Annotated in this window: 9 protein-coding genes and 2 pseudogenes; 6 read left to right on the top strand and 5 right to left on the bottom strand. The window is 36.7% G+C overall.

The features are described from left to right. Positions 1-112 precede the first annotated feature (112 nt). Positions 113-256: pseudogene (locus NSS97_RS16900) on the top strand (IS6 family transposase); the annotation flags it as partial. A gap of 162 nt (positions 257-418) precedes the next feature. Here the strand turns inward: NSS97_RS16900 and NSS97_RS16895 are convergent. Together NSS97_RS16895 and NSS97_RS16890 are read right to left on the bottom strand one after the other, a co-directional pair. Further along, entirely contained in the window at positions 419-766 is a 348-nt protein-coding gene (locus NSS97_RS16895) for a VOC family protein (protein WP_002033235.1), read from the bottom strand. A gap of 272 nt (positions 767-1,038) precedes the next feature. Further along, positions 1,039-2,463, bottom strand: a complete 1,425-nt coding sequence (locus NSS97_RS16890) for an amino acid permease (protein ID WP_341113527.1) — start codon at positions 2,461-2,463, stop codon at positions 1,039-1,041. Between the two features lie 263 nt (positions 2,464-2,726). Between NSS97_RS16890 and NSS97_RS16885 the strand changes: the two genes are divergently transcribed. Beyond that, positions 2,727-3,476 (top strand): IclR family transcriptional regulator, encoded by a 750-nt coding sequence (locus NSS97_RS16885; RefSeq protein ID WP_341113525.1) that lies wholly within the window; start codon positions 2,727-2,729, stop codon positions 3,474-3,476. A 75-nt stretch (positions 3,477-3,551) separates the two neighbouring features. Beyond that, a complete protein-coding gene (locus NSS97_RS16880; RefSeq protein WP_044443374.1) occupies positions 3,552-5,192 on the top strand; it encodes a M20/M25/M40 family metallo-hydrolase in 1,641 nt (546 codons plus the stop codon). Positions 5,193-5,369: 177 nt separating this feature from the next. Here the strand turns inward: NSS97_RS16880 and NSS97_RS16875 are convergent, their stop codons facing one another. After that, positions 5,370-5,588, bottom strand: coding sequence for a hypothetical protein (locus NSS97_RS16875; protein WP_044443376.1), 219 nt, complete (start codon positions 5,586-5,588; stop codon positions 5,370-5,372). A 649-nt stretch (positions 5,589-6,237) separates the two neighbouring features. Here NSS97_RS16875 and NSS97_RS16870 point away from each other — a divergent pair. Beyond that, positions 6,238-6,906: a serine/threonine protein kinase gene (locus NSS97_RS16870; RefSeq protein WP_341113516.1), complete on the top strand. Its 669-nt coding sequence runs from the start codon at positions 6,238-6,240 to the stop codon at positions 6,904-6,906. Between the two features lie 270 nt (positions 6,907-7,176). On the opposite strand, the gene NSS97_RS16865 is transcribed toward NSS97_RS16870, so the two are convergent. Both NSS97_RS16865 and NSS97_RS16860 read right to left on the bottom strand, forming a co-directional pair. After that, positions 7,177-7,740 carry a GNAT family N-acetyltransferase gene (locus NSS97_RS16865; RefSeq protein WP_002128246.1) on the bottom strand — a complete coding sequence of 188 codons (564 nt, stop codon included), beginning with the start codon at positions 7,738-7,740 and terminating at the stop codon, positions 7,177-7,179. Positions 7,741-8,478: 738 nt separating this feature from the next. After that, positions 8,479-8,736 (bottom strand): annotated as a pseudogene (locus NSS97_RS16860) (IS4 family transposase); the annotation flags it as partial. 366 nt (positions 8,737-9,102) lie between these two features. Here NSS97_RS16860 and NSS97_RS16850 point away from each other — a divergent pair. Both NSS97_RS16850 and NSS97_RS16845 read left to right on the top strand, forming a co-directional pair. Then, positions 9,103-10,272 carry a serine hydrolase domain-containing protein gene (locus tag NSS97_RS16850; protein WP_341113515.1) on the top strand — a complete coding sequence of 390 codons (1,170 nt, stop codon included), beginning with the start codon at positions 9,103-9,105 and terminating at the stop codon, positions 10,270-10,272. A 95-nt stretch (positions 10,273-10,367) separates the two neighbouring features. Further along, positions 10,368-12,452 (top strand): serine hydrolase domain-containing protein, encoded by a 2,085-nt coding sequence (locus tag NSS97_RS16845; protein ID WP_341113513.1) that lies wholly within the window; start codon positions 10,368-10,370, stop codon positions 12,450-12,452. Positions 12,453-12,547: the final 95 nt, after the last annotated feature.

Genomic DNA, 12,547 nt, shown 5'->3' with positions numbered 1-12,547 from the left:
ATAATAGGATGACTTTTTATGGTTCTGGTACGAAAAATTCAAGACCCTTGCAAGTAATCTCTTAAGCCTGGACATATTGAAAGTATGACTCTAAAACAGGTGCGTGATAAGTATGGAAAAGGAAAATTTGTTTAAATGGAAGCATTATCAGTCTGAACTAATCTTATTAACAGTAAGATGGTATCTACGGTACAATTTGAGCTTCCGTAACCTGGTGCAAATGATGGAGGAAAGAGGGTTATCAATAGCTAACACACAGGAAAATGCGAATTTACAACACTAAGAAGTTTTAATCCATAAAAAAGTGCACCTCCGATTGTTAGACTGTGTCTAATAAACGAAGGTGCACTTCAAAGGAATCAACTTTTTTTATTGAACTAAAGCACCTGTTAGCTTAATAGCAAATGATTGCAACCGGCTATTTCTCCCACAGTTCGATCAATCGACCTTCAGGATCTTTAATCCAAATAAACTTTCCAAATTCACTAATCTCTTCTTTCTTTTCAAGAGGTACGCCAATTTGTTCAAGATGCTGAATAGTCTCGTTTAGATTATGTACTTGGAAATTTAACATCACTTGTTGTTCTGTAGGAAAATAACTATCATTCTCGGCAAAGAAAGAAAAGATAGTCTCAGTTCCTAATTCGGGTTTAATCACAGTCCCGTTCCAATTTTCTATTTCAATCTTCAACACTTCACTGTACCATTTTTTTATAACATCAAGATTTTTAGTTCTCCAAAATATTCCTCCGAAACCTTTTATCATTGTATTTAACTCCTGTCTGTCTTTTAATTTTTAATGTGACGTAGTATGTATTTAATATATCAAAACAAAACAGGAATAGTAAGGGAAATCAGCAACTTATGAACAGTAAACATAATTGCAGGTATTGTAGCATTTACCACATTAATGATACCGACATTATTCTTCTAATAGTGTGGGGAAAATAGGGGGAACTGTTCCTGAGAAAATGAATGAAGGAATGATAAAAGCCCGTACATTAAGTAAGAGTAATGTGCGGGCTTTTAAGTATAGTATTACGAAGTTTCGCTAATTTTAGTCTCTGTATGAGTGTTATTAGCAATTCTTTTCTTAATCTTAAAGTGATAGTAGGTGTAGCAAAAAATGATAAATGGTACAGTGCAATAGATTCCTAGTCTTTGACTTGGGATAAAGATAAGACTTATTAATATAATGCCATACAATCCAAAACCAAGAATTGGTACAAGAGGATAAAGTGGAGTTTTAAATTTTAAGTTTTCTAATTTTCCACCGTCGGCTAAATAATGTTTACGGAAAAAGAATTGAGAAACACAAATTGACATCCAAACAATAATTGTAATGACTCCAGAAATTGAAATGAGCCATAAGTAAACAGTTTCAGCAGCTACAACGCTTGTCAAAAGAGAAAAAGCAGAAATAGCTATCGTTAAGATTAAAGCGTTTAAAGGTATTCCTTGTGATGATAATTTCTTTAAAAAGGCTGGAGCCATATCATTTTTTGATAATGACCAAAGCATTCGAGTTGCAGCGTACAGTCCTGAGTTTGCGACAGAAAGAACAGCAGTAAGAATAATAAAGTTCATAATATCAGCTGCATATGGAATACCTATATTATCAAATACAGCAACAAACGGACTCTTTGTTAATCCTGCCTCTTCCCAAGGAATTAAAGCCACGAGAACAAAGATTGCTAAGACGAAGAAGAACATCGTGCGCCATATTATATTTCTAATAGAACGAGGTAAAGTCTTTGCTGGATCTTCACTTTCACCTGCTGCGATTCCAACAAGTTCTGTACCTTGGAAGGAATAATTGACTGTAACCATTGTTAATAAGATAGCGGCAAGTCCATTTGGGAATAAACCACCATGATTTACGAAATTTGAAAGAAGCGGAGCGGGTTCGTTTCCTTTTAAATCAATAAAGCCGAACATAGCGGCGCCGCCAAGAATAATGAAAGCAATAATGGCAGATACTTTTATACTTGAGAACCAAAATTCTGTTTCTGCATAACTACGAGCGGATAATGCGTTAATAGTGAATATTGTAACACCAAATATTAAACACCAAACCCAGACAGGAATATCAGGAAACCATCGCTGCATTGTAATACCAGCAGTGGTAAATTCAAGACCAGTCGTATTCGCCCAGCTTAGCCAATACAACCATCCGATGGTAAACCCAGTTGCGGGATTGATGAACTTAGTGGCATATTCCTGGAAGGAACCTGAAACTGGCATTGCTACAGCAAGCTCACCAAGACATAGCATAACGAGATACATTAATAATCCACCGGCCATAAAGGCAAGTACGGATCCACCAGGTCCAGCTTGACTTATAATAAAACCAGATCCGTTAAATAACCCCGTTCCAATCACACCACCGAGTGCAATCATGAATAAATGTCTACCTTTCATCGTGCGCTTTAATTCATTGTTTGTATTGTTTACTTGCGTCATTGTTTTCCTCACTTTCATAATTGGTAGTATGAAAATTGATGTTTTTCCGTATTATGGAATGTATTCCGTGATGTGAAATCTTGTTCTAATTTTCAGATAATTAAAAAGAAAAGTCAATATTTTTTTGTTTGCGTTTTCATTTTTTGATAGTGTTATACCTCTATTTTTAGAAAATTAAATAAATTAATTGATTTCAGTTTGAATTTTTGATAAATTGATAGGTAATTAGGCTAAACATACTACAAGTAAAGTTGAGGCGAGTTATGGTACAGTCCATTGATCGAGCGATAGGTATTATTAAGTTACTGAATTCTACAAATGAAAAAGAGTATTGGGCTATTTCTGATATAGCTGATAGAACACATCTCCCGGTTAGTACAGTACATAGGTTACTGAACTCTTTAATGGAGCATGGATTAGTTACGCAAATTTCAGAAACAAAACAGTACAAGATTGGACCAATGTGGATGGAAATAGGATTACGTCAATTGGAGAAGGTAGACTACAGATCTGTTGCAAGAGAAGTGATGAAGCGTTTGGCCTCTGAAGTTGAAGAAAGTGTTTATTTGAACATTCCAAATGGAACACATTCTATTATCATTGAAAGAATTGATAGCCCTTTAAAAATTCGAGTTATCGATAACTTAGGGGAGCAGATTCCACTTTCGATTGGAGCCGCAAATAAAACGATGCTTGCCAATATGAACACGAATGAAATGGAACACATTGTAGAACATTTACTTTCTTCTTTACCAGAACTAAAGCAAATTCTTTTCGATCAAATAAAGCAGATAAGAAATGAAGGATATGCTGTGAGTTATGGTGAAAAAACAGAGGGGACAGCTTCAGTAGCTGCACCTATTATAGGATTTAATCATAAAGTAGTAGGAGCATTAAGTGTTGGGTTAATTAGTCATCGGATTAATGATGATCGACTATCTTTTCTTATTAGTAAGGTAAAACAAGCAGCTCATGAAATATCAGTAAAAATCGGCAGTACATCAGAATTATAATTTTGATTGCTGTCGTCATTTTTTATTCATATATTGGAAATGAATTTCATAATGCGGAAAAATAGGGGGATTTATATGTCAAAGTGGCAATCTAAAGAACAATTGGTTCAATTATTAAGCAATCTTGTTGAAATTCCTAGTATTACAGGTTCAGAAGCTGAAGTTATATTGCCAGACTTTGTTGTAGAACAATTATCTGACTTACAGTATTTCAAACAAAATCCGCATCATTTACAAAAAAATCCGACGGGGGATGGACGATATTTTGTTACAGCTCTAGTAAAGAAAAGTGATAGTACGAAAAATACTGTAATTCTTGTTAGTCACTTTGATGTTGTAGATGTACAAGATTACGGAGTGTGGAAAGAAGATGCATTTAACCCTAAAAAGTTAACATCTATGTTTTATTCTCATAAAGATGAGCTACCAGATCATGTACGTGAAGATATTGAACAAGGAGATTGGCTATTTGGTAGAGGAACGATGGATATGAAATGTGGTCTAGCTTTACAAATGGCCATGGTTGAGCAAGCTTGTGAAGGAAGATTTGATGGGAATGTTCTTTTATTGGCTGTTCCAGATGAAGAAGTGAACTCTGTAGGGATGAGGGCTGCTGTTCCAAGATTATTAGACTTAGCAAAAGAACATGACTTAGAGTATAAAACGGTCCTAAATTCAGAGCCTATGTTTTCAAGACATCCTGGTGACCAAAATAAGTATATTTATACTGGTTCTATTGGTAAGGTGTTACCTGGTTTCCTTTGCTATGGAAAAGAGACACATGTAGGCGAACCTTTTGCAGGGTTAAATGGGAGCTATATGGCTGCATTATTAACAGCTGAATTAGAGTTGAATACGGACCTTTGTGATATTGTAGATGGTGAAGCGAGTCCTCCACCAACTAACTTGCTGCAAAGAGACTTAAAGGAGGATTATTCTGTACAAATTCCTCATCGTGCAGTCACATTATTTAATTTGTTTTTACTTGAAAAAACGATGACAGATGTAGTTTCATTGTTACGCCAAAAAGTAACGAAAGTAGCAGAGAAAATCGAAGAATCGTATGAGGAGCGAGCGTATCATTTTTCTAAGTATAATCCGTTCATACCGCCGAATCTTAAAGTAAATGTATTAACGTATGAAGAGCTTATCGCTTATGCAATTGAACAACATGGAAGAGAAAAAATAGATGAAATTCAATCCAATATTATAAAAAATAGAGAAGATAAAGATGATCGTGCAGTAACTATTGATTTAGTAGACAAATTATCTATCTTATGTAAAGAAAAGGCTCCAATGATTGTACTTTTCTTTGCGCCGCCATACTATCCAGCTGTGAGTTCACGCAACAATCCTTTCATTAAAGAGGTAGTTGTAGAAATGGAAAAGTATGCCCACTATAATCATAGCATTACATTTGAAAACCAAAATTATTTTGGAGGAATTTCAGATTTAAGCTATGTGGGCTTACAAAACCCATTGGATTCAATGAGTTCTCTTGTAGACAATATGCCATTATGGGATAAAGGTTATTCGATTCCACTAGAGGAATTAGAAGAGTTTGACGTTCCAGTATTAAATATGGGGCCAGTAGGAAAAGATGCACATCAATGGACGGAGCGTCTGGACGTAAATTACGCATTTGAAACGTTATTAGATATGTTACCTATATGTATTGAAAAACTACTTGTTTCTAATAAAGTTACACAGTCATAGTGTTTGCATAAGAGCGAGAAAAGGACCGTAGTGATACGGTCTTTTTTGCTTAATAATTAGTGTGAATCCTTAGCTTTATGACAATGTGACGGTACCTCATTTATTAATGTTACTCGATAAGTAGAGAAAGGGGAGAAAATTATGATGTCAGAAGTTTCTTTTCCTTTTTTATATTAATTATTTAACATAAAAAGCTTTAGGACTTTGCAGAGCTTTTTCTACCTCTTCTTGTGTGAGAATAGGGTTAGGAATTGCTGGTACTATAGGAAGCATTAAATCATTTTCTTCGTTACTATGACCTGTAGGATCATTTGGACAACAAGGTGCTGTGCTTTCTATATTGTTCCCTACTATTCTAGCAAATAGTGCATGTCCGATTTCATGAGCAAGTAACAAATGATCTGCTTCATCAGTGACAACAATATTAGCTTGGGAATCAGTTGTTTCACCATTCTGAACAATCGGTACATACGAAGTGCACCCAGTACTTTCTCCATCTGCTAATCTATTTCCTCGGGCAAAAAATAAACCAATCCATTCGTTAACTTCTTGAGTATATGGGAGTAAATCTTTTAAAATATCTGGATTAAAACAGTCAATTTTATCTGCGGAATACTCTTCATTGGTATAGGCAAATCAATAGTCTTGAGCTCCTATAAATATTTGAGCAAGTCTATCATTACTACTATTAGCATTTGGGGAAACAAATATATTTAAGCCTACATAATATGCCATTTACTTATCTCCTTAAAATAGATTCGCAGTAAACTATTTAGAGAGAGTAGATATGGCTTGTACACTTTTTGTAACGGTATTTGCTGAGTTTTTGTATAATATAATTATGTGAAGTTAACATAACTTATTGTATCAATAATATATATTTGCGTAGAATATCCATTTTAAGGTTTTGAAGTACCCCCCTAAATGAAAATTTTATTTCTCTAAAGTTAGTTACTTAGTGAAGTTTGCTCATTTTTTCGTATTAGGGAAGAAGGTACTTCTTAACTTGTGATGGGTATGGGGGGACCCTTTTAGCAAAACCGGAGTGGAAATGATGAGTATAAATAGTTTTGTGAGATTGATAAAGGACGAATTATTAAAAGAGGTAAGCATAAGAAGTGAGGATGAATTCGAGCCTATAGTAGTTAAAGATATTCCTAGACTTTGGAAGTGTTTAGGGACAGGTAATTATGCCGCAGTATTTATGCACAAAGAATACAAAGATTGGGTAGTGAAAGTTTACGCGCGAGAAGGAGAAGGAATTGAAAAAGAGTCAGAAGTATACCGAAGAATCGGAAATCATCCTTCTTATTCGAAGCTTATGCATAAAGGAGAAAATTTCATAGTATTGAAACGTTTAAAAGAAATTACCTTATACGATGCTATCCATAAGGGGATTAAAATTCCTAAGCAGGTAATCCTTGATATCAATGAAGCTATAGAGTATGCAAGGGAGAAAGGATTAACTCCTTGTGATGTTCACGGAAAAAATGTGATGATGGAAAACGGAAGGGGATATGTAGTCGATGTATCTGATTTCTTAAAAACAAAAGAAGATAGTAAGTGGAGAGACTTAGAAAAGGCATATTTCACCTTTTACTTGCCTTTCATTTATAAATTGCCTTTCCCTGTTAAAATACCGTATTTCATGTTAAACATTGTTAGACGTTCATATAGAAAATATAAGAAGCTTACAAAGAAATTCAAATTGTAAATGGACCACATACTTATCTTTAGGTTAGCTAAGTGAACCACTAGTAAACAAAAGGACCGTACATTTTAGATAGGTCTAATATGTACGGTCCTAATTTTATAACTTCATGAAGTAATTTATTTATAAAATTATTGTAACAATAGAATATACCATTTCAGTACATTTCATTTTAAATATATTGATGTACTATAGTTCTAAACAAATCACAATAATGGATTAGAAGGGGAATAAACAATGTACACAGACTCAATTGAGTATTAAAATTTCAATCTAATTTACCTTTGCATAGATGCAGGTATCAGTTAGTTTTTTACCGTCAGCTGAAAGATCTTCATTACGTAATATCCCTTCAAGCTCAAAACCTAGTTTTTCAGGGATCGTACGACTTTTAGTGTTAGTAGATTCACAGCGTATTTCAATTCTTCTAAATTTGAGTAACTGAAATCCAAGGTTTGTTAACTCACTTACTACCTCTGTCATATATCCATTGCCACTAAATTGCGTATTAATCCAGTATCCAATTTCACATTTAGAAATTTTCCAATTAATTCCGTGAAGGCTAGCAGTTCCAATAAAATCATTAGTATCCTTATGATAGATAAGATAGCGAAAGCTTTCTCTTTTCAAAAAATCTATATGGGCATTTCTCAGGAGAATTTCCGTTTCTTCAACAGTAGGAATTGACTGAAATAAAAGCAACCATTGTTTTAACTCATTAATTGAATCCTTAATAGCTTGGTGTACGACATTCCCATCACCAGCTTGAAGTGGTGCTCGAAGAATTAGTCTGTCTGTTTCTATTTGTAACGGAACATCTAATAAAATAGAATTCATATCATTTCTCCTCTCGAAAACTTTAAATTATGACAGAATGAAACTTATATAATAAAAAAACTTTCACCCAAAAGAAATAATTCTTGAGGATGAGAGTTGCAATTTCGTGGTACCACCTCAGTTTGTTGATATGTCACTATATCAACTTCTTCGGTTACGTTATTATGATAAATAAATTAAAAAACACCCTATCTCACTAACAGGAGATCCCGTCAAAGCATCACTATAAGTTATTATAGAACCGTGCGAAGCTCCTAGTCTTTCTTCATTAAGAACTTGATATACAGCAAAGCTTATCTCCCATAAAGGGACCTCCCAAAAAGTAGTAAACAATAAATATATATTCAATTAATCACTTAGAAATCCCTTTTCACATATTGAAAACTAAACTGCCAGTTGGTACAAAAAATGGCTACCGAAGCAGCCTTAGGTTGTTTAACTAATGCATGCGTTAGTTGAATAAGGAATTATTATTTTTCATCTATCAGATTCCAACTTTTGTCTTTTGCATAATGGGGTAGCACCACATTCCTATCAACTTAAGAAAAGTTAACACCCCACAAACAAAAAAATGAGCTGACTTCTCAAAAAAATTAACTGTAGAGAAAGAAAATTTTCATTTAGGGGGTACTTCAAAACCTTAGTTTGATGGGCTTTTTTCTTTTTTCTAAAGATCCAGTGTAAGTTCTTTAAATATTTTCATACCAGATAAACCCTATTGGGTTTTAATTTTTTGGATTACGCTACATGCTTGTGAGGCATAGAAAGGTTATATACGACGCCTAAGATATCAAAGACGGTTTTCTTCTCATACCTATGGGATTTTCGTCCGTTTTTCTGTAAGAGATCAAACAGACGAAACAATATCTTTGTTAATTCTTTGGTGTCTTTTTGTAGAGATTCATAAATAAGTAGAAAATAATCTTTTATGATATAAATCGCTTTATATTCGCTTAATTCTCGTTTCTTCTTGATGAGAATTAATTGGCACATTTGAGACACAAAAGCTATTTTGAACGTAAGGGATTTGTAAGGAATAGGTAAGGAAAAAGAGATTTTCATTTTGTATGATGAAAATATAAAGAAGCATGAAAGGAGGAACAGATATAACTTATATATGAAAAACAAACCAGTTAATAAGAGTGTTTCATGGAAAAGAAATAATTTCTGAGGTTAACATACATGCAAAAAGAGGGATTTACCGTTTATTAGGACAGAATGGAGCTTGTAAAAATAATCATTATGAAGATGATTACGAATTCAATGTTGACTTTTTGTCATCGGTAGAGATGATAGCTGTGTGGTGAGTATGAAATATCAAGCAACCACCTATACAATATGAATAGAGGAGAGGAATGCCTTATGAAAACACGTAGTCAAATTACATTTGCAAGTCTTGCCCTTTTAATAGCTGGAAGTTCCCTGTTATATACAACGCCAGCCTCAATTGTAAAAGCAGAGCCCACTCAAAATGTATCTAGTTCGTTACAAACAAGCACTCAACGAGATCGTACTTCCGTCAAGCAAGCAATGCGGGATACATTGCAACTTGGATACCCGGGGATACTTGCTAAAACTTCTGAGGGTGGAAAAACGTGGAGTTATGCCGCTGGGATAGCGGATCTGAGAACCAAGAAACCAATGAAAACAGATTTTCGCTTTCGCATTGGCAGCGTGACGAAGACGTTCACGGCAACGGTTGTACTTCAATTAGTCGGAGAGAACCGCTTGAATCTAGACGACTACATCGAAAAATGGTTGCCTGGTGTCATTCAAGGAAACGGATATGATGGTAACCAGATTACTATCCGGCAGATATTGAACCATACAAGTGGTATCGCTGAATACTCAAGGTCAAAAGACGCTGACTTTACGGATACAAAAAAATCGTATACGGCTGAAGAGTTAGTGAAGATGGGGATTTCTCTGCCCCCAGACTTTGCCCCAGGAAAGGGCTGGTCTTATTCAAACACAGGATACGTATTACTAGGTATTCTTATTGAAAAAGTAACCGGAAACAGCTATGCGGAAGAGATTGAAAGTCGGATTATTGAACCGCTTGAATTGTCGAATACATTCCTACCTGGCAATTCAAGCGTTATTCCAGGCACCAAGCATGCCCGTGGATATGTCCAACCAGACGGAGTAAGTGAGCTAAAAGACGTTACTTATTATAACCCAAGTGCAGGTAGCTCAGCTGGAGATATGATTTCTACTGCTGACGACTTAAACAAATTCTTCTCTTACTTGCTCGGGGGTAAATTACTGAAAGAACAGCAACTAAAACAAATGCTTACTACAGTTCCTACAGGAAAAGAAGGAATCGATGGATATGGTCTTGGAATCTATGAAACTAAGCTTCCAAACGATGTCTCGATATGGGGACACACAGGTGGCGTTCTAGGGTTTACTACTCTTGTTGGAGGTAAACTTGGAGGCAAGCATACGTTGGTCGTCAATTGGAATAGTTTGGGTAGAGCTGACAGTCCTAATCCTTTTAAAAATATTTTACTTGCTGAATTTGGTAAGTAGGTAAAAAAGGAAAACGGATAAATTTTGTCATATTTTTTTATAGTTAAACAAATAAGTGATGAATTCGATTACTTATCTAAGGAGGCAATTCTCTCATGAAAAATAAACTATCTGGGGTGTTAGCCGCTACATTAGCGCTAACGATGATCCTACCAACAGGGGCGATAGCATCTTCAAGCAGTAAGACTCCGGTTGTAGCTAACCAAGAAGTTGCTAACCAAGAACTGGAGAAGATTGCGGCAGAGAAGGCTGCGCTACTCACGAAGTCCTATGGGACGACTAGCGTGCAGTATGCGCTAATTGATAATGGTAAACTTATTTTGTCGGGTCAGACAGGCAAGAACGATATGGAAGGAAAACAGCGGCTGAACAAAGATACTCTATATGGGATTGGTTCAGTCAGTAAAATGTATGCAACAGCGGCTGTAATGAAATTGGTCGACGAAGGAAAAGTCGATTTGGATGCTCCTGTCGTCCACTATGTTCCTGATTTCAAGATGAAAGACGAGCGGTACAAACGCATTACGCCACGTATGCTGTTAAACCACTCCTCCGGCTTGCAAGGTTCCACGTTAAGTAATGCATTTTTATTTAACGATAATGATACCTATGCCCATGATGTCTTGATGCGGCAATTGTCCAACCAAAGCTTGAAGGCGGATCCTGGCGCGTTCTCGGTATACTGCAACGACGGCTTTACGCTGGCCGAGATTTTGGTGGAAAGAGTCAGCGGTATGAGCTTTACCGAATTTATACATCAACGGTTTACAGAACCCTTACAGCTGAATCATACGAAAACGCCGCAGGACAAATGGGAAGACGATAAGCGGGCTGGACTCTATTTTCCGGCGTACCAAGGGAAGCTTCCCATTGAATCGGTGAATGTGATTGGTTCGGGAGGGATCTCTTCCACGGCAGAAGATATGGTACGATTCTCACAATTATTTATGGGACAGGGAAAAGGGATCCTCTCTGATAAGGCAGTCAAGGCGATGGAGCAAGAGGAATATAAAAAAGGAATGTGGCCGGGGGATGGAGGTAATATTTTTAACTATGGTCTTGGCTGGGATAGTGTGAAACTATACCCATTCAGTGAATATGGGATAAAAAGCATGGCTAAGGGCGGCGATACAACACTGCAACATGCTATACTGGTCGTGCTTCCGGAACAGAAGATGGCAGTGGCTGTGTTGTCATCCGGCGGCCAAAGCTCTACAAATCAACTACTGGCAACTGAATTACTGCTCGCCGCGCTTAAAGAGAAGGGCACAATTAAGGACATCAAGCCAAAAAAATCCTTTGGCAAGCCGGTCAAGGCCAAGATGCCTCAAGACGTGACGAAGAAAGCGGGCTTTTACGGCAATAGCGAAAGTCATTTCAAAATAGAAATTACGAAGAATGGAGAACTGTTCTTACCATCTAATCGAGAAGAAAAATATGTATATACTGCGAATGGAAGCTTTATTAATGAGAAGGGTACTTCCAAGCTCAACTTCGTCACTGAGAAGAATGGAAGAACTTATTTGAAGGAGAGCACATATAAATCGACGCCAGGCTTAGGGCAAAATGTGATGACTCACTATTTAGCCGAGAAACTAGAAGACAACGTGCTATCGAAGAAAACCGCTGCCGCATGGGCGAAGCGGGAAGGCGTCAAGTTCTATCTCGTGAACGAGAAATTTAGTTCTATTGAATATCTCGTTCAACCGAAACTTATTACCACACAAATTACTCGCAAGGAAGGCCTGGAGGGCTATTGGGACGGCAGAAAAATTACAGGTCCGAACACCGCGGCGCATCAGCTCCAGATCCCCGTGATGAATGGCCGTGATACGACGGAAACTCATTTCTATACAGAAGGCGGCAGTGAATATATGGAGATGGCCGGATTGTTATACGTAAGTGGATCCAACGTAAAACCGCTTGATGCAGGCCAATCATCCAAAGTTACGCTACAAGCAAATGGGCATGCGAAATGGTTTACGATCCCACAAGCGACAGCAGGGAAAACGATGAGCGTGACGTTGTCATCGAAGAGTTCATTCGCGGTGTATGATGAGAAGGGAGTATGCGTCAATTTTACCGTTGTGAGCGGCAATAACAAAGTAAAACTGCCGAAAAACGGATCGGTTGTATTTGCTGGCGCGCCGAACTCGGAATTTGCAATCACGTTGAACTAGCTACAATTCAAGATGGACTTCAACAAAACCAGTACGACACAGAAAAGGTGTTTTGCTGGTTTTGTTTGTATTTACGCATTATCTTTACGAAGAGG

The sequence above is a fragment of the Bacillus sp. FSL R12-0074 genome, assembly GCF_038005725.1.
Taxonomy (GTDB): Bacteria; Bacillota; Bacilli; order Bacillales; family Bacillaceae_G; genus Bacillus_A; species Bacillus_A mycoides.
Note: the sequence above shows the minus strand (reverse complement) of the source record. Positions and strands in the feature narration are given on the sequence as shown.